Raw genomic sequence first — 17,549 nt, 5'->3', positions numbered from 1 at the left:
TTTATTATTAATTTAATATTGATTGTTTATGGAATGTATTATTCCACATAAAACTTATATTAAATTAATTGAGGAGGGCCTCTAAGCGAAAAGTGTAAATGTTGATATTTACTAAGAAATACGTAATGAGACTCAATTTCAGGAATAAATATTTTTTCGGAAAATAAATCAACAATTATAGAGGTAAACGAAAGGTTTTTGTTTAGTTGGAATTCATTGAATTCACAATCTAAATCTACTTTGTGAATATGTGTAGATTTTTCACCAATACAAAACGTATGTTCGTGATGTTCAAAAAGGTGCGCAAACTTTATTGCTACAGGAGCAAATAAAATAACGACTAAAAGAAGTGTAGCTATTTTAAAAGCTATATGTTCTCTCAATTTATTCACCTACAATTTTTTTTAAGCCTAATCTACGTAGCATTTTCTTTTCAAAACCCCAAAAGAATTTATGTTGACCGAATAACCAACCAAAAAATACAAGAAGAAATTGGTACATAACGAATAAAATTAGAATTCTAAATACCCAATATCCAAAGGTGCTAAAAGATTCTAATGTTATACCTAGAAAAGAAAGTATAGGTTTACCAATATATGAAGCAGTAGAACCAGTTACAGCAAATACGATAAAAATTACCGCAATTTGAAAATTAGATTCAATACCCCAACGTTGTTTTAACTTATTCACAGTAATAATTTGCTGCAAAAATAAACAAAGCAATTAAATTCTAGGAGTAAATGGCCCTAATCTTTGATTATATCTCATTTGGAAATAAATAAAATAGTTATAAAGCTTGTAATTTACTTCATATCCATAGTCAATATGTGGGTTATAATCAATACTAAGTTCATATAAATTAGGACTGTATTGTTGTGGTAACATAACTCTTCTATTCCATTCTAAAGCATAAATATTATTTCGGTTTTCCATATACTGTTGGGTATAAAACCCTTCTGGTCTTGCATTGCTAACCAACCAGCTAGCGTACCCAGGGTCTATAATTATAATTTTATATTCTAGTTCATCATTTACAATTTTAACAGTATCGTTTACAGGGCTATTTACAGATAGATCATCTTTTTTTGCAGGTATTTGTTTTGTTGTATTACAATTAAAAATAAAAACGCTTAGGATAATTAAACTGAGTATGTAATTTGAGTTTTTCATAATATTAACTGTTTATTTGATTATTCAAATCTATACTTCAACTAATCAAAAATAAAGCGCCAATTAGGAAACAGCAGTCTTTAATGAGTGAACAAGGTTTAAGTTAATTGAATTTACAAAAATCATTCCGTAAAGAGGTGTTACAAAATCTATTTTAACACAAAAGCCAAACTTTAAAGTTTGGCTTTTTTTAATATTCTAAAAGATGTTTTTTCTATTTCCCACCAAAAAGACCACCGAGTAAACCACCCAGTCCGCTTTTCTTTTTATTGCCTCCTAAAACCATACCAGCAACATCATCAATTACACTACCATCACCATCGGCATCTAATATAGACTCTAGAAAGCTCTGTTCTTGTTGAGGAGAATTTCCACTAAGTAATCCACCAAGTAAACTTTCAACACCACTTTGGTTGCTTACTTTTTGTTGTCTACTTTGCTTACCTAATACACCCATTAATATTGGAGCAGCTACTTTTAATATTTGAGCCACAGAACCAGCATCCATTCCAGATTTAGCACCTAAGGCACTTGCCACATTTTGTTGCTTACCGCCTAAAACATGGCCTAGTATTTTTCCTCCATCGTTTAATACATCATTATCAACGCCTCCACCAAATAGACCGTTTAAATTATCTAAAATACTTCCATCATGCTTACCATTAAGAGCGCCTAATAAACCTTCTGCACCTTGTGGTGTTGATGCATTACGTTTCATAGCTTGCATTAATACTGGTAAAGCCATTGTTAATACATCTTGAGTTTTGTTTTGAGGCTGATTGGTTTGACCTGCTACGCCACTAATAATAGTTTTTCCTAGGTCGCTACTTAATAAATCTAAAATTCCAGACATGATATTGTAATTGTGTTTAAATTAAAAATGAATTTTGAAGGTACAAAAAAAGTCCCAACTTATACAGTTAGGACTCAAATATAACGTTTAGGTCACATTATTGAATCATTAGCCTAAAATACTAATGATTTGTGACGCTAATTCTGTTCCAATTCTATCTTGAGCTTCGTTAGTAGCAGCACCAGTATGAGGTGTTAAAGATAACGAAGGATTCATTAATAATTGAATTTCTGGTTTGGGTTCTTTTTCAAAAACATCTAAAGCAGCTCTTGCCACTTTACCGCTTTCAATAGCTTTAACAAGTGCAACTTCGTTAACCACGCCACCACGAGCAGCATTGGCTAAAATCACACCATCTTTCATTTGATTGAATTCTGCTTCATCGATTACATAATCCTTTTGAGCAGGAACGTGTAATGTTAAAAAGTCTGCTTGTTTTAAAACTTCTTCTTTAGAGATAGTTTCAATATCAAAACTAACTTTCTGTCCATCAAAGAAATCTAATTCTAAATTTGCTTTTTCCAAAAATGGATCAAAAGCAACTACTTTCATTCCAGCTCCTAAAGCAACCTTTGCAGTGGCTTGACCAATACGACCAAAACCTAAAACACCTAAGGTTTTTCCTTTAAGTTCAGTTCCTTTTGCGTAAGCTTTCTTTAATCCTTTAAAATTACTATCTCCTTCTAAAGGCATTTCTCTATTTGCATTGTGTAAGAAACGTGCTAAACCATATAAATGACCAAACACTAACTCTGCTACAGAGTGTGATGAAGCTGCAGGGGTATTAATTACATGCCTTCCTTGTTCTCTAGCATATTCTACATCAATGTTATCCATTCCAACACCACCACGGCCTATGATTTTTAAGTTAGGACATGCATCAATTAAATCTTTTCTAACTGTGGTTGCACTTCTTACCAATAACACACTAATGTCATTGTCATTAATGTAATTTATTAGTTGCTCTTGAGCAACTGTTGTAGTACTTACTTCGTATCCTCCTTTTTCAAGGGCATCAATACCACTTTGTGAAATACCGTCGTTTGCTAATACTTTCATTTTATTATTTTTTACTTCCGCGAAAGCGAAAATATTTTATGTTTTAATTATGCTTTACTTTCTAATTCACTCATTACTTCAACAAGAACTTTTACACTATCAATTGTTAAAGCATTATACATTGAAGCTCTGTATCCACCAACACTTCTGTGTCCGTTAACTGCACTAATACCAGCTTCTTTAAGCATGGTTTCAAACGTTTCTTTTAAGTTTTCATTTTCTAGAGTAAACGTAGCATTCATCATAGAACGATCTTCTTTAGCTGCAAACCCTTTAAATAATGGGTTTAAATCTATTTCAGAATACATTAAGCGTGCTTTCTTTTCATTTTCTTTTTCAATAGCAGCTATACCACCTTGCGCTTTTAGCCATTCTAAATTTAACATTGATGTGTAAACTGGAAATACTGGAGGTGTATTAAACATACTACCTTTATCAATATGAATTTTATAGTCCATCATTGAAGGGATCTTTCTAGAAACTTTCCCTAAAACATCTTCTTTAACAACTACCAAAGTAGTTCCTGCAGGTCCCATATTTTTTTGAGCACCGGCATAGATTATATCAAATTGGGTGAAATCTAAAGATCTAGAGAATATATCACTACTCATGTCACAAACCATTGGAATTGGAGAGTTAGGAAACGCTTTCATTTGTGTTCCAAAAATGGTGTTATTTGATGTACAGTGGAAATAATCATAATCTTCTGGGATGTCATACCCCTTAGGAATATAATTATAATTAGCATCTTTAGAAGATCCTACTTCATATATATCATCAAAAATTGCAGCTTCTTTGATGGCCTTAGCAGCCCAAGAACCTGAGTTTAAGTATCCTGCTCTTTTCTCTAAAAGGTTTAAAGCAACCATTAAAAATTGTGTGCTGGCACCGCCTTGTAAAAATAAGGCTTTATATCCTTTACCTTCTAAACCGAGTAATTCTAAAGCTAAGGATCTAGCATTTTCCATGATGTCTACAAAGGCCTTACTTCTATGAGATATTTCAATTAAAGATAATCCGCTATTGTCTAAATCAACTACAGCCTGTGAAGCTTTTAATAATACTTCTGGTGGTAAAACACATGGTCCTGCACTAAAGTTATGTTTTTTCATTGTTGTGTGTGGTAAAATTTAAAGATGCAAAGTTGGTAATTAATTCAATAAAATTTGCTAAAAATTCAATAATTTTTTCATTAAATTGATAATAAAAATTCAACGGAATCGACACTATCCGCATAATCCCAAAGTTGAGGTTTTTGAGTTGCTCCAAAGACCACTTCATTTTTGACAAATCCTTTTGAAACAATACATTGAATTTGTTCCTTATCTATGCTTAATTTTTCTTTTAATTGATTTGAATTATCATAATGCTCATAAAATACAGTAGCAATAGGAGAAGCATAGCTTTTATCTTCTTTAATCATTAAAAAGCCGTTTTCTAGCATATCAAATTCACTCATTAAATAAACAGCCTTATTATAGTCATAATTATTGGCATATTTAGCTTTTTCAATTATTGGGTGCCATTTATATATAGCTTTGAAAAAAGCATCGAAATTATAGTCTCTTGGTACAAATAGTTTGGAAACACTTCTACATCCTAGGCCATAATATCTAAAAATATCTTCTGACAGGGCTTCAAGTTCCTCATGGGTTTCATCTCCAGTTAAAATGGCAACAGAATTTCTGTTGTTTCTAATAATAGAAGGTTTTCCCTTAAAATAATACTCAAAGTATCTTGCTGTATTATTGCTACCTGTAGCAATAACACTATCAAAATTTTCAATCCTTTTTTCTGTAAAGGAGATCGTGTTTTCAAATTCTGGCTCTACGTATTCTAAATATTTAGATAAATAGGGGAGTATATGCTTGTCATTTGATGATTGTTTTACCAATACCTTGTGACCAGAAATTAATACAGATAGAAAGTCATGAAACCCAACTAAAGGTATGTTACCTGCCATGATTATAGCTACTTGTTTGGGATTTCTTTGGCTAAAGTTGTATTTAGAAAGCCATTTGCTTAAGTTGGTTTCAGTTAAAGCATCAGACCAACTTTTTAAAGCAAACCTTATATTTTCTTGGGTAAACCAGCCATTGTGTTCTTCGGCTAATTTTAGTTGATGTTTAAATCCTTCAAAGAAAACATCGTTGTATTCCACATTATTATTTTTACTAACAACTTCGTTAGAATATTGTCTTAAAAAATCTCCTAATTTTACAAAAGCATTAATTCTTTCTTGTAATTGCATGCTTAATTTGGTTATGAATGGTTTTGGCTTTATTTTTGCGTCTGCAAATTTAAGCAAACTCAAGAGAAAAAACGGTATGGCAATTATAATAACAGATGAATGTATAAATTGTGGAGCATGTGAACCAGAATGTCCGAACACTGCAATTTATGAAGGCGCCGATGATTGGCGTTATAAAGATGGTACTAGTTTAGAAGGTACTGTTGTATTAACAAACGGAACGGAAGTAGATGCCGATGAAGCTCAAGAACCTGTAAGTGATGAGTTATATTACATTGTTCCAGATAAGTGTACAGAGTGTAAAGGTTTCCATGAAGAGCCACAATGTGCTGCAGTATGTCCTGTAGATTGTTGTGTGCCAGATGAAGATAATGAAGAGACAGAGGAAGAACTACTGGCTAAACAACGCTTTATGCACCCGGAAGATTAGTAGATAATCGACATTAAATTATAAAAAATCCCAGGCTTTTGCTTGGGATTTTTTGTTTGTAAAAAAAATGAGTATTTTAATATGGTTGTAAAAAGGCCTATATAATAGGTTTTATCTCATGTTTTGTATGTTCAGTTAACACTGTCGAATTAATGAAGATAAGAAGTAAATATATTTTAATTGCGGTGGTAGGGATTATGTTTGGTCTTATGGATTTGAATTGTCAAACCATATGGACAGGACCCACAACTACATTTACTAAAGTAGGAGGGGCCGATTGGGATTTGGAATCTAATCAAGATAGAATAACTGACAATATTTGGATAACTAGAGCCGATAGTCAAGGAATATTTAACAAAGCAACGGAGATAGTTTACAGAACTTTTTTGAGCCCCGAAGATACCGAATGGGCTTTTGGAACAACCGCCTCAATTGAAAGTTTAACTTTTCAAAATTGGCAAGCTACCCACAATAGTTCTCCTTTTAATTTGATAAATAAAGATATGGTTGTTCATTTAATAACTGATGATATTTATATTGATATTAAGTTTACATTTTGGCAGGGTTCAAGTAGTGGAGGAGGCTTTACGTATGAGCGTTCAACAAACCAAAGCTTAAATATTGAGGAATTTAAGTTAGAAAATAAAATTAAACTTTATCCTAATCCATCAAAGGATGTCATAAAAATTACAGGGCTTTCTAACGTAGACGGTTTTAGTATTTTCAATGTAGCTGGTTCTAGGCTTCTTAAAGGGAAAATTTCAAAAAAAGGAAGCATTGAAATTAGTGAGCTTGAAAGAGGGTTATATTTATTAAAGCTAGAAAACGGAGCTATTTATAAATTTATTAAGCAATAAAAGTAAATTATAGTCTGACTTCATAAGATATGATTCAATTTTTAATTCTTTTAAATTTCATTCTTTCATAGAATTTATTTAGTTTTTCAATTCAAAATATTCTAAAGCATCTAAGAATCTAACCATCTAATTAATTACATTTGCACTCGCAAAAATCATCTCAATTATGAAAGCAGGAATTGTAGGGTTACCGAACGTAGGGAAATCAACATTATTTAATTGTTTATCTAATGCTAAAGCGCAGAGTGCAAACTTTCCGTTTTGTACTATTGAACCAAATATAGGCGTTGTAAACGTGCCAGATCCACGTTTAGAAAAACTAGAGAGTTTGGTGAATCCAGAACGCGTTATTCCAGCTACTGTAGAAATAGTTGATATTGCAGGATTAGTTAAAGGAGCAAGTAAAGGAGAAGGCCTAGGTAATCAGTTTTTGGCTAATATTCGTGAGACAGATGCTATTTTACACGTGTTACGTTGTTTTAATAACGATAATATAGTTCATGTTGATGGAAGCGTAGATCCTATAAGAGATAAGGAAACCATTGATATGGAACTTCAATTAAAGGATTTAGAAACTGCTGAAAAAAAGTTAGACAAGGTTAAAAGAGCAGCAAAAACTGGTAATAAGGAGGCACAAGCAGAAGAAGCGATATTGTTGAAAATAAAAGAAGGTTTAGAGTCTGGTACATCTGTAAGAGCTTTGGAGTTTAGCGATGAAGATTATTTAGAATACGTAAAACCATTACAATTTATTACAGATAAACCTGTAATGTATGTTTGTAATGTGGATGAAGGAGCGGCTGTTTCAGGAAATGATTTTGTTGAGAAGGTAAAAGAAGCAGTGCAAGATGAAGACGCCGAAGTTTTGGTGCTAGCAGTTGGAACAGAAGCTGATATAAATGAATTGGAAGACTATGAAGAGCGCCAAATGTTTTTAGAAGATATTGGTCTAGATGAACCAGGATCTGCAAAATTAATTCGTTCAGCATATAAGTTACTTAATCAGCAAACCTATTTTACTGCAGGAGTAAAAGAGGTGAGAGCTTGGACAGTGGATATAGGAGCTACAGGACCACAAGCAGCTGGTGTTATACATACCGATTTTGAAAAAGGCTTTATTAGAGCCGAAGTTATTGCCTATGATGATTATGTGTCATTTGGAAGTGAGGCCAAAGTAAAAGAAGCTGGTAAAATGAGAGTTGAAGGTAAAAATTATGTAGTTAAAGATGGTGATGTAATGCATTTCTTGTTTAATGTTTAATTGGTTGTAGTTGTCATTTTTAGATTTTCATAGAAAAAAGGGGAATCTATTTCTTCTTCATTTATAATTAGTTTGAACATCGTAATTTACTTTCATAACAATAATTCATAGATTATTATAGAATTACATTCGTTCTATGCAAAAGTCTAGAACGTTTATATATGGAATCCTTTTAGGATTGCTAGGAATTGTTTTGTTTTCCTCCAAGGCAGTTATGGTAAAGTTGGCCTACCGGTATGAAATAGATCCAATTAGTATTCTGCTTTTGCGAATGGTTTTTTCCTTTCCTTTTTACCTAGTTACTTTGTTTTATGTTAGGAAAAAAAGTGCTGTTGTAAAAACAACTTCAAAAGATTGGATATGGTTAGCTTTCTTCGGTTTTATTGGGTATTATCTAGCTAGTTATTTTGATTTTATTGGGCTTGTTTATATAAAAGCCAGTTTAGAGCGCATTATCTTATTTGTTTACCCTACAGTAGTGTTACTATTAAACAAATTTTTCTTAAAGCAATCAATAACCAAAACCCGAGTTGGAGCCATAGCATTAACTTATTTGGGTATTATTATAGCTTTTGGTAATGAAGTTGCTATTTCGGGTATAGAATCTTTGTTAGGAGGTTTCTTTGTAGTATTAAGTGCTATTACTTATGCTTCATATTTGGTGGGTAGTGGATGGTTAATACCTAAATTTGGTGTTACAAGATTTACATCATATGCCATGATTGTTTCCTGCATTTGCGTTTTTATTCATTATGGGATTTCAATGAAAACATCTATCTTAGGATATCCATGGCAAGTATATTTTTTAGGGTTTTTAATTGCTTTTTTTGCAACTGTAATTCCCTCTTTTTTAGTATCTCAAGCCATAAAGATGATTAATTCTTCAAATTTTGCTGTAATTGCAGGAGCAGGGCCTATTTCAACAATAATTTTAGCTGCTATATTTTTGGGAGAAAGGTTAACAATTTTACAGTTTTTAGGAGCCATAGTTGTAATAATAGGAATATTGCTAGTTTCCCTAAAAAAACAAAAGAAAACCTAGTTAGGGGTTCTCAACAATATTGTGTTTTTATTGTTAATTACTTTGTCTGTTGGCTGTTTTATATTTTAAGACGTTGTCTTATATTAGCCATCATCTCTTAAATTTTACTTTTTTATGGCAGTACAATCCAACTATACTGAGGATAATATACGTTCGTTAGACTGGAAAGAACATATTCGTATGCGTCCTGGAATGTATATTGGAAAGTTGGGTGATGGCTCATCTCCAGATGATGGTATTTATATTCTTTTAAAAGAAGTTTTAGACAACTCAATTGATGAGTTTGTCATGGGGGCCGGAAAGACCATTGATATTTCTATTCAAGGTAATAAAGTGATTGTTCGAGACTATGGTAGAGGTATTCCTTTAGGTAAAGTGGTTGATGTTGTTTCTAAGATGAATACTGGAGGAAAGTACGACTCTAAGGCATTTAAAAAATCTGTTGGTTTAAATGGAGTAGGTACTAAAGCAGTCAATGCGCTTTCTAATTATTTTAGAGTTGAATCTACTAGAGATGGAAAGTCGGCTTCTGCAGAATTTGAGAAAGGAGAATTAACAGCTAAAGATTTACTAGAAGACACCTCTAGGCGTAAAGGAACTAAGGTATCGTTCATTCCAGATGAAAGTATTTTTAAAAATTATAAGTTTAGAAGTGAGTATATAGTAAAAATGCTCAAGAACTATGTGTATCTAAACCCTGGGCTTACCATTGTTTTTAATGGTGAAAAATATTTTAGTGAAAATGGGCTAAAAGATTTACTTTCTGAAAACACAAATGAGAATGATTTATTGTATCCAATTATTCATTTAAGAGGAGATGATATTGAAGTTGCAATTACTCATAGTAAAACACAATATAGTGAGGAATATCATTCTTTTGTTAACGGGCAAAATACTACTCAAGGAGGTACCCATTTAAATGCTTTTAGGGAAGCGGTGGTAAAGACGGTAAGAGAATATTATGGTAAGAATTACGATGCCTCAGATATTAGAAAATCTGTAATCGCAGCAATCGCTATTAAGGTTATGGAACCGGTTTTTGAGAGTCAGACTAAAACTAAATTGGGGTCTACAGATATGGGAGGAGATTACCCAACTGTTAGAACTTATATTAATGATTTTGTAAAGACAAAACTGGATAATTTTCTTCATAAAAACCCAGATACTGCGGAGAAAATTCAAAGGAAAATTCTTCAGGCAGAACGCGAGAGAAAGGAGTTGTCTGGTATTAGGAAATTAGCCAAAGATAGAGCAAAAAAAGCAAGTCTCCACAATAAAAAACTCCGTGACTGTAGAGTTCATTTTGGGGATACTAAAAATGAGAGAAATTTAGAAACTACGTTATTTATAACAGAGGGAGATTCGGCTTCCGGTAGTATTACTAAGTCTCGAGATGTAAATACTCAGGCAGTATTTAGCTTAAAAGGGAAGCCACTTAATAGCTATGGTTTAACAAAAAAGATTGTATATGAGAATGAAGAATTCAACTTGTTGCAGGCTGCCTTAAATATAGAAGAGTCTTTAGAAGATTTACGTTATAACAATGTGGTAATTGCTACTGATGCTGATGTAGATGGTATGCATATTCGTCTGCTTTTAATTACTTTCTTTTTGCAATTTTTTCCAGAAGTTATAAAAGAAGGGCATTTGTACATATTGCAAACCCCTCTTTTTAGGGTAAGGAATAAAAAGGAAACTATTTATTGTTATTCAGAAGAAGAACGAATTGAGGCTATTGATAAATTAAAGCCAAAACCTGAAATTACCCGATTTAAGGGGTTAGGGGAAATATCACCAGATGAATTTAAACATTTTATAGGTGATGATATCCGTTTAGACCCTGTTATGCTTGATGATAATATGTCTATTGAAGAATTATTATCATTTTACATGGGTAAAAACACACCATCAAGACAAGAATTTATTATAGATAATTTGAAAGTTGAATTAGACTTGATTGAAGATCGAAATTAGAATATGATTGAAGAAGAAAACGACGATTTATCAAACGAACAAAACGAAGAGCCCCAAGAAACCATTACCCGTGTTACGGGAATGTATAAAGACTGGTTTTTAGATTATGCTTCTTATGTTATATTAGAACGTGCGGTACCAGCTATTGAAGATGGTTTTAAGCCAGTGCAACGTCGTATCATGCATTCTATGAAAGACCTTGATGATGGGCGTTATAACAAAGTAGCAAATATTGTTGGGCATACCATGCAATATCACCCACATGGTGATGCAAGTATAGCAGATGCTATGGTTCAAATTGGTCAGAAAGATTTGCTTATTGATACCCAAGGGAACTGGGGAAATATTTTAACAGGAGATAGAGCGGCAGCATCTCGTTACATTGAGGCACGTATTTCTAAATTTGGGTTAGATGTTGTTTTTAATCCAAAAATTACGGAGTGGCAAGCCAGTTATGATGGAAGAAGAAAAGAGCCGGTAAACCTCCCTGTAATGTTTCCTTTGTTATTAGCTCAAGGTGGTGAAGGTATTGCAGTAGGACTTTCAACAAAAATATTACCTCACAACTTTATAGAACTTATTGATGCGTCAATAAAGCATTTAAAAGGTAAGCGTTTTACCATAGTACCTGATTTTCCAACTGCTGGAATTGCTGATTTTTCTAATTATAACGATGGAAACCGAGGAGGTAAAGTAAGGGTTCGAGCTAGAATATCTCAGATTAATAAAAATACCTTAGCAATTACAGAAATTCCGTTTGCAACCACAACATCGTCTTTAATTGACTCCATTTTAAAGGCAAATGATAAAGGGAAAATCAAAATTAAAAAGATTGAAGATAATACGGCGGCTGAGGTAGAGATTCTAATTCATTTACCATCAGGCTTGTCTCCAGATAAAACAATAGATGCTCTATATGCCTTTACAAGTTGTGAATCGTCAATATCACCTTTAGGCTGTGTTATTGAAGATAATAAACCTTTGTTTATTGGAGTTTCCGAAATGTTACGTCGTTCTACTGATAATACGGTTCAACTATTAAAGCAAGAACTAGAAATTAAATTAGGAGAATTAGAAGAACAATGGCATTTTGCTTCGTTAGAACGTATTTTTATTGAGAATAGAATCTACCGAGATATAGAAGAAGAGGAAACTTGGGAAGGTGTTATTAGTGCAATTGATAAAGGGCTCCAGCCTCACATAAAACATTTAAAACGCCAGATAACAGAAGATGATATTACTCGTTTAACAGAAATTAGAATTAAAAGAATCTCAAAGTTTGATATAGATAAGGCACAACAGAAAATTGACGCATTAGAAGATCAAATAGCAGAAGTAAAACATCATTTAGATAATTTAATTGAATATACCATTGCCTACTTTTCAAGACTTAAAAAAGAATATGGTGAGGGTAGAGAGCGTAAAACTGAAATAGCCACTTTTGATGATGTAGATGCCACAAAGGTAGTCATTAGAAATACGAAACTTTATGTGAATAGAGAAGAAGGGTTCATAGGAACCTCTCTTAGAAGGGACGAGTATGTTGGTGATTGTAGTGATATTGACGATATTATTGTATTTACTAGAGCGGGTAAAATGATGATCACCAAAGTAGATTCTAAGACGTTTGTTGGTAAAGACATTATTCATGTTGCTGTTTTCAAAAAGAAAGATAAACGCACTATTTATAATATGATTTATAAAGATGGAGCCAAAGGGCCATCTTATATCAAAAGATTTGCTGTTACTTCAATTACCAGAGATAGAGAATACGATTTAACCAACGGAAATAAAGCTTCTAAAGTATTGTATTTTACGGCTAACCCCAACGGAGAAGCAGAAATTATAACCATTAACCTAAGACAAGTAGGAAGTATTAAAAAGCTTAAGTGGGATATTAATTTTGCTGATATATTAATAAAAGGTAGAGCCTCCAAGGGAAATGTTGTAACTAAATATTCGGTTAAACGCATTGAATTAAAAGAGAAAGGTGTTTCAACCTTAAAGCCACGTAAGATTTGGTTTGATGAGGTAGTTCAACGTTTAAATGTTGACGGTAGAGGTGAACTAATAGGTGAATTTAGAGGTGAAGATAAACTCTTAATGATTAACCAAAAAGGAGAGGTTAAAACGGTAACACCAGAGGTTACTATGCATTTTGATAAAGATATGATTGTTATGGAAAAGTGGGTGCCAAAAAAACCTATTTCAGCAATCTATTATCATGGAGGCAAAGAAATATATTATGTGAAGCGCTTTTTAATAGAAAACGAAAATAGGACCGAAAGTTTTATTTCTGAGGATGAAAACTCGCAATTAGAAATTGTTTCAACAGATTGGAGGCCTATTGCAGAAGTTGTTTTTGCTAAAGAAAGAGGTAAAGACCGAAAAGAAAACCTAGAGGTAAACTTAGAGGATTTCATTTCAGTAAAAGGAATTAGTGCATTAGGTAATCAATTAACCAAGGATAAGGTAAATCAAGTAAATTTACTAGATCCACTTCCGTATGAAGCACCGGAAGAAGTTCATGCCGATGACTTAGAGGTTGTTGATGAAACCGAATTGTCTGCAGACAATTCTAATGAGGATGATGGTGGTACTTCTGATGGACAAACGGCTTTATTTTAATTATTTGCTCAAGTTCCTACTAGGTCGCTAATACCAATATTTTTGCGCATAAAAATTGCAAGTAAAATTTTCACAATTAAGCAGTTTAATTTCATGGACAAACTGTGGACAAGCTAATTATTATTTGGTTTGTATGTAAGTACATATTAACTTCGCTCATACCTAACCAAGTATTATGCAAAAACATTACGCTTCTATAGTCACATTATTTATGACTATAATTCCAAGAGTATTTAAACAATTTGACACCTTTTTTGTTCCAATTAAATATTATAGTTATAGTAGAAGATTTACAATCTTAAACATACTGTCTTCCAATTTTAATATAACCTCCAAAACGAACCATATATGAGATTAAAAGTTCTAGTATGTTTTATTTTTTTAACAACTATTTCTGGTTTTGCTCAACAACTATATATGGAATATGGTGCTACAGTTTCTTCTTTCGATTATAGAAATTCTAATGGCAATAGATTAAACAATTTGTTGTCCCATTCTAAGTCATATATTGGTATGGGGTATAGGCAGAGTGTTAATCCGTCTAAAACTATGTTTTTATCTATTGGGGCATCATATAATAATTATGGAGCAATTGGTAGTGAAAGTAGTGTAGATAATTATTTTGCCTGGGATGTCAGCTACCTTGGTTTGCAAGCTGGTTTGGGTATACGTTTGTTTCAATCTAGGGATTTATCTTTTTTCTTTAAAGGATCTCTAGCTTCAGAATTTATCATAAGAGGTAATCAAACTATAAATAATGATGTATACAACCTAGTTGGTGAAGAAGAGTTTAATAACACCATTTTGTTTTTAAGAGGAAGTTTTGGAGTGCAATACCCCATTTCTAACAGTACGGCAATTTATGCCAATTATAAGTTGGGTAAATCTGTTCTGATAAGTAGTGGAAAGAGTGAAGAGCAATTAAAGTTAAATGCACATCAATTTGGGATAGGCTTTATTATAAACCTACCTAACTGTTTTTGTGATTTTTAACGAAACCTCGACGAACTACAATTTATAAATAGACAAACTATGGACATTTTATATAAATGTAGTTACTGGCTGAATTTTAAAGGTATTTTTAATAATGTTTCAAGAACTTGAATTAATTAAGAAATAAAATGAAAATAACAATAACTGTGTTTTTTCTAATGTTTTTTACTGCTTTTGTTTTTGGGCAGGATCAGGAAACATCTAGTGCATATAGAATTATTAGATCAAATGTAGGGTCTGGTGGTTCTTCTGTAACTATAAATACAAGAAAAGGGAAATATATGGTAAGTCAGAGTGTAGGTCAGGCAAGTGTTGTAGGAACTTATTTTAATAAGGGTTATTATTTAAAACAAGGATATCAACAAGATGCCTATAAGATTAGTATTGAAAAAGAAGTTAGTGGAAATTTAAATGCTGAGGTATATCCAAACCCTTTTAAAGAATCCGTATCGGTAGCTTTTAAAGAAAAAATTTCAAACAACATTTTTGTTACAGTTTTTGACATAAATGGCCGACAGGTGCATGAAAAGGAATACAATATCTCACCATTGATTCAATTAAATTTAAGTAAAATTTCTAGTGGAACATATTTTTTAAAGGTTTCATCAGGAAGTAAACTATTCAATGCTAAACTTATTAAGAAATAGATTAAAAAGAGAAAACGAAAATAAAACACTAACCCATGAAAAAGAAATTACTTACTCTAGGATTTTTCCTTTTAATATCAATGGTAACTTTTGCCCAAACCGACGGTATTACGTATCAAGCAGTTATTATTGGTCCAGATGATTTAGAATTACCAGGAGTAGATTCTGAAGGTAATTATTTACCTAGTACTACAGTAGCAATTCGATTTACAATTTTTGAGTCTGGTAATTTAGTTGAGTTTCAAGAAATTCAAACAACTACTACAGACGAGTTTGGACGAATTAACCTAATTATTGGTTCTGTAAATCATGATGATTTTGAAAAAATTAGTTGGGATGGTACACCAAAAGATTTAAAAGTAGAAATTGATTTTAATGGTGGAAGTGATTATGTTGATATGAGTAGAGAAATACTAACATTTGTGCCTTATGCTTATCATAGAAATATTACTGCAACAGGTACATTAGAAGTAGATGATAATACTTTTTTAAATGGAGAACTACAAGTTAAAGGTACTACTAATTTAAATAGTACACTTAATGTAACCGATGGTAATACCACAAATCTTACAGGAAGACTAGAGGTAGATAGTTTGGCTAATTTAAATAACGGTTTAAATGTTAATAACAAAAGCATTACTAAATTATCAGGAGCTTTAATAGTTGGAGATTCGTTAATGGGACCACCAGATTTTGATACAGATGCACCAACAATACTTAATGGAAAGCTAGTAGTTAAAGGAAAATCTAGTTTTGGAGCTTTAGAATCTCAAACTTTAACTGTAAATGAAAGCACAGTTTTAAAGAACGCTGTTGAGGTTATAGCAGAAAATAACCAAGTAAAAATAAGTTCTACCTTGAGAGGAACAGATTTAAGTCTCAATAGCTATCCATTATTAGTAGAAGGAGGGGAACAAGGTATCGCAATTTTAATTGATACCATTGGAGTTAAAAACAGGAATAATTTTGTTTCTTTTTGGGATCGCACGCCTAATACCCACATAACACCGTATCCTCCTACAGCCCTAAATTCCGTAATAAGAGATATTTTTGATATTGTTGGTTTGGATGATACTGGTATTTTTGATGGGTTTAGCAAACCACCAGAAAGTGGAGCCAATACATTGTCAGGAGTTGTACTGCCTGACCCAGATACACCTATGCTTTGGGGACGTATTGAAGGAGAAACAGATCCTGATGAGTTTGGTAATAATGCTGATTATAACCTAGAACAATTAAGTGTGTATTATGATGTTATTGACGGTGGTCTAGACTTAATTTGGGAATTAACAGACCTTTCCAAGTCTACTATAAATGTAACAGCAGCATCTACCAGTAGTACATTTTGTGCTGGTATAGGTGGGTGTTTCACTGCTCCTGTTCCTTCTTTGATTATTGGAGCATCTTCTTCTTTAGTACTTCAAGGTCTAAAAGTTGCTGCAGCTGTAATCAATGAACTTTTTGCAGCTTATATGTTAAATACGTTTTATGATAATAAAAATAGATATCGGGGAGTTTCCTATGCATCAGGTGCAGGAGACTATGCTGAATATTTATTAAGATTACATATCAATGAGAAAATGAGTTATGGTGATATTGTTGGATTACATGGAGGCAAAATTTCAAAGAATACTGAGGGAGCTCAACGTATGATGGTCATTTCATTTAAGCCAGCTGTTTTAGGAGCTTTACCACAGGAAGGGCAGGAACAATTTTTTGAAAAAGTAGCATTTATGGGGCAAGTACCGGTAAAAGTCATTGGAAAGGTAAATATTGGAGATTATATAGTTCCTAGTGGAAGTAATAATGGAACAGGTATTGCTATTGCTCCCGAAGATTTAACTGCAAAGGATATTAAAAATATTGTCGGTGTAGCTTGGGAAGCTTCAGAAAATGAATTTGGTTTCAATCTTATAAATACAGCGGTTGGTATTAATAATAATGATAATAGCCCTATTGTTGAAAAATTAGAAAAACAGGTTTTAGAGCAACAAAAACAATTGAAAGATCTTGATGATTTGTTGACAAAAACAATTGAGAGATTAGAAGCTTTAGAAAATGGAGAGAAAGTTACAAGTCATGATGATCATGTTGCTAAACATGATGAAAATTCTATTGGAAATATTGATGATTTTGGTCGTAAGTATGAGTTAAAAGAAGGATTTGTTTACTATGAATTAACTGATAGTGATATTGATGAGGCATTGAAACTGGCAGAAAAGACCATGAAGGAAGTGGGAGCAACCAAAACTGAGAATTTTATCATGAAGAAGATTAAGGAAAACCCTGAATTTAAACAACAATTTGTTGCTCAAATAAAAGAAGCGTTTAAAACACAAGTTCATTTCCATAAAGAACTTAACGAAGAATCTGGACATTAAAAT

At 32.5% G+C, this 17,549-nt stretch carries 16 protein-coding genes; 9 read left to right on the top strand and 7 right to left on the bottom strand.

Features of this window, described 5'->3' with window-relative positions; all coding sequences use genetic code 11:
• Window positions 1-59: 59 nt before the first annotated feature.
• The 7 genes from N1F78_RS15625 to N1F78_RS15595 all read right to left on the bottom strand — a co-directional run bounded on the left by N1F78_RS15625 (window position 60) and on the right by N1F78_RS15595 (window position 5,333).
• Window positions 60-392, bottom strand: a complete 333-nt coding sequence (locus tag N1F78_RS15625; RefSeq protein WP_406684106.1) for a hypothetical protein — start codon at window positions 390-392, stop codon at window positions 60-62.
• The gene (locus tag N1F78_RS15620; protein ID WP_406684105.1) at window positions 385-690 is read right to left on the bottom strand and encodes a DUF6787 family protein; all 306 of its coding nucleotides are present in this window, start codon (window positions 688-690) and stop codon (window positions 385-387) included. Before N1F78_RS15620 ends, N1F78_RS15625 begins: the two co-directional genes overlap by 8 nt.
• 33 nt (window positions 691-723) lie before the next feature.
• Window positions 724-1,170 (bottom strand): DUF6146 family protein, encoded by a 447-nt coding sequence (locus N1F78_RS15615; RefSeq protein WP_406684104.1) that lies wholly within the window; start codon window positions 1,168-1,170, stop codon window positions 724-726.
• 214 nt (window positions 1,171-1,384) lie between these two features.
• Window positions 1,385-2,023 carry a DUF937 domain-containing protein gene (locus N1F78_RS15610; RefSeq protein ID WP_406684103.1) on the bottom strand — a complete coding sequence of 213 codons (639 nt, stop codon included), beginning with the start codon at window positions 2,021-2,023 and terminating at the stop codon, window positions 1,385-1,387.
• 108 nt (window positions 2,024-2,131) lie between these two features.
• The gene (locus tag N1F78_RS15605; protein ID WP_406684102.1) at window positions 2,132-3,082 is read right to left on the bottom strand and encodes a D-2-hydroxyacid dehydrogenase; all 951 of its coding nucleotides are present in this window, start codon (window positions 3,080-3,082) and stop codon (window positions 2,132-2,134) included.
• A gap of 47 nt (window positions 3,083-3,129) precedes the next feature.
• On the bottom strand, window positions 3,130-4,194 hold the full coding sequence (serC, locus tag N1F78_RS15600) for a 3-phosphoserine/phosphohydroxythreonine transaminase (RefSeq protein WP_406684101.1): 1,065 nt from the start codon (window positions 4,192-4,194) through the stop codon (window positions 3,130-3,132).
• An 80-nt stretch (window positions 4,195-4,274) separates the two neighbouring features.
• Window positions 4,275-5,333 carry an acyl-CoA reductase gene (locus N1F78_RS15595; protein ID WP_406684100.1) on the bottom strand — a complete coding sequence of 353 codons (1,059 nt, stop codon included), beginning with the start codon at window positions 5,331-5,333 and terminating at the stop codon, window positions 4,275-4,277.
• 76 nt (window positions 5,334-5,409) lie between these two features.
• Here N1F78_RS15595 and N1F78_RS15590 point away from each other — a divergent pair, with 76 nt between their 5' ends.
• From N1F78_RS15590 to N1F78_RS15550, 9 genes are all read left to right on the top strand, one after another.
• Complete coding sequence (locus N1F78_RS15590) at window positions 5,410-5,763, top strand: 4Fe-4S dicluster domain-containing protein (RefSeq protein WP_406684099.1); 354 nt, start codon at window positions 5,410-5,412, stop codon at window positions 5,761-5,763.
• A 152-nt stretch (window positions 5,764-5,915) separates the two neighbouring features.
• A complete protein-coding gene (locus N1F78_RS15585) occupies window positions 5,916-6,620 on the top strand; it encodes a T9SS type A sorting domain-containing protein (RefSeq protein WP_406684098.1) in 705 nt (234 codons plus the stop codon).
• Window positions 6,621-6,786: 166 nt separating this feature from the next.
• Window positions 6,787-7,881: a redox-regulated ATPase YchF gene (gene ychF / locus N1F78_RS15580; protein ID WP_406684097.1), complete on the top strand. Its 1,095-nt coding sequence runs from the start codon at window positions 6,787-6,789 to the stop codon at window positions 7,879-7,881.
• 136 nt (window positions 7,882-8,017) lie between these two features.
• Complete coding sequence (locus N1F78_RS15575; RefSeq protein ID WP_406684096.1) at window positions 8,018-8,923, top strand: DMT family transporter; 906 nt, start codon at window positions 8,018-8,020, stop codon at window positions 8,921-8,923.
• Window positions 8,924-9,037: 114 nt separating this feature from the next.
• A complete protein-coding gene (locus N1F78_RS15570; RefSeq protein ID WP_406684095.1) occupies window positions 9,038-10,897 on the top strand; it encodes a DNA topoisomerase IV subunit B in 1,860 nt (619 codons plus the stop codon).
• A 3-nt stretch (window positions 10,898-10,900) separates the two neighbouring features.
• Complete coding sequence (locus N1F78_RS15565) at window positions 10,901-13,525, top strand: DNA gyrase/topoisomerase IV subunit A (protein WP_406684094.1); 2,625 nt, start codon at window positions 10,901-10,903, stop codon at window positions 13,523-13,525.
• A gap of 348 nt (window positions 13,526-13,873) precedes the next feature.
• Window positions 13,874-14,518 (top strand): hypothetical protein, encoded by a 645-nt coding sequence (locus tag N1F78_RS15560; protein ID WP_406684093.1) that lies wholly within the window; start codon window positions 13,874-13,876, stop codon window positions 14,516-14,518.
• Between the two features lie 128 nt (window positions 14,519-14,646).
• Entirely contained in the window at window positions 14,647-15,165 is a 519-nt protein-coding gene (locus tag N1F78_RS15555; protein WP_406684092.1) for a T9SS type A sorting domain-containing protein, read from the top strand.
• A gap of 35 nt (window positions 15,166-15,200) precedes the next feature.
• Window positions 15,201-17,546, top strand: coding sequence for a hypothetical protein (locus N1F78_RS15550; protein WP_406684091.1), 2,346 nt, complete (start codon window positions 15,201-15,203; stop codon window positions 17,544-17,546).
• The last annotated feature ends 3 nt before the right edge of the window (window positions 17,547-17,549 follow it).

The organism is Seonamhaeicola sp. MEBiC01930, from assembly GCF_045277075.1.
Taxonomy (GTDB): domain Bacteria; phylum Bacteroidota; class Bacteroidia; order Flavobacteriales; family Flavobacteriaceae; genus Seonamhaeicola.
This window is presented reverse-complemented; position numbering and strand designations above follow the sequence as displayed.

What these genes read in the sequence shown, in the direction of transcription:
- N1F78_RS15615 (WP_406684104.1), bottom strand. Translation starts at nt 1,170, where the DNA reads ATGAAAAACTCAAATTACATACTCAGTTTAATTATCCTAAGCGTTTTT.
- N1F78_RS15550 (WP_406684091.1), top strand. Translation starts at nt 15,201, where the DNA reads ATGAAAAAGAAATTACTTACTCTAGGATTTTTCCTTTTAATATCAATG.
- N1F78_RS15555 (WP_406684092.1), top strand. Translation starts at nt 14,647, where the DNA reads ATGAAAATAACAATAACTGTGTTTTTTCTAATGTTTTTTACTGCTTTT.
- N1F78_RS15610 (WP_406684103.1), bottom strand. Translation starts at nt 2,023, where the DNA reads ATGTCTGGAATTTTAGATTTATTAAGTAGCGACCTAGGAAAAACTATT.
- N1F78_RS15605 (WP_406684102.1), bottom strand. Translation starts at nt 3,082, where the DNA reads ATGAAAGTATTAGCAAACGACGGTATTTCACAAAGTGGTATTGATGCC.
- N1F78_RS15585 (WP_406684098.1), top strand. Translation starts at nt 5,916, where the DNA reads ATGAAGATAAGAAGTAAATATATTTTAATTGCGGTGGTAGGGATTATG.
- serC (WP_406684101.1), bottom strand. Translation starts at nt 4,194, where the DNA reads ATGAAAAAACATAACTTTAGTGCAGGACCATGTGTTTTACCACCAGAA.
- ychF (WP_406684097.1), top strand. Translation starts at nt 6,787, where the DNA reads ATGAAAGCAGGAATTGTAGGGTTACCGAACGTAGGGAAATCAACATTA.
- N1F78_RS15595 (WP_406684100.1), bottom strand. Translation starts at nt 5,333, where the DNA reads ATGCAATTACAAGAAAGAATTAATGCTTTTGTAAAATTAGGAGATTTT.
- N1F78_RS15560 (WP_406684093.1), top strand. Translation starts at nt 13,874, where the DNA reads ATGAGATTAAAAGTTCTAGTATGTTTTATTTTTTTAACAACTATTTCT.
- N1F78_RS15565 (WP_406684094.1), top strand. Translation starts at nt 10,901, where the DNA reads ATGATTGAAGAAGAAAACGACGATTTATCAAACGAACAAAACGAAGAG.
- N1F78_RS15570 (WP_406684095.1), top strand. Translation starts at nt 9,038, where the DNA reads ATGGCAGTACAATCCAACTATACTGAGGATAATATACGTTCGTTAGAC.
- N1F78_RS15590 (WP_406684099.1), top strand. Translation starts at nt 5,410, where the DNA reads ATGGCAATTATAATAACAGATGAATGTATAAATTGTGGAGCATGTGAA.
- N1F78_RS15575 (WP_406684096.1), top strand. Translation starts at nt 8,018, where the DNA reads ATGCAAAAGTCTAGAACGTTTATATATGGAATCCTTTTAGGATTGCTA.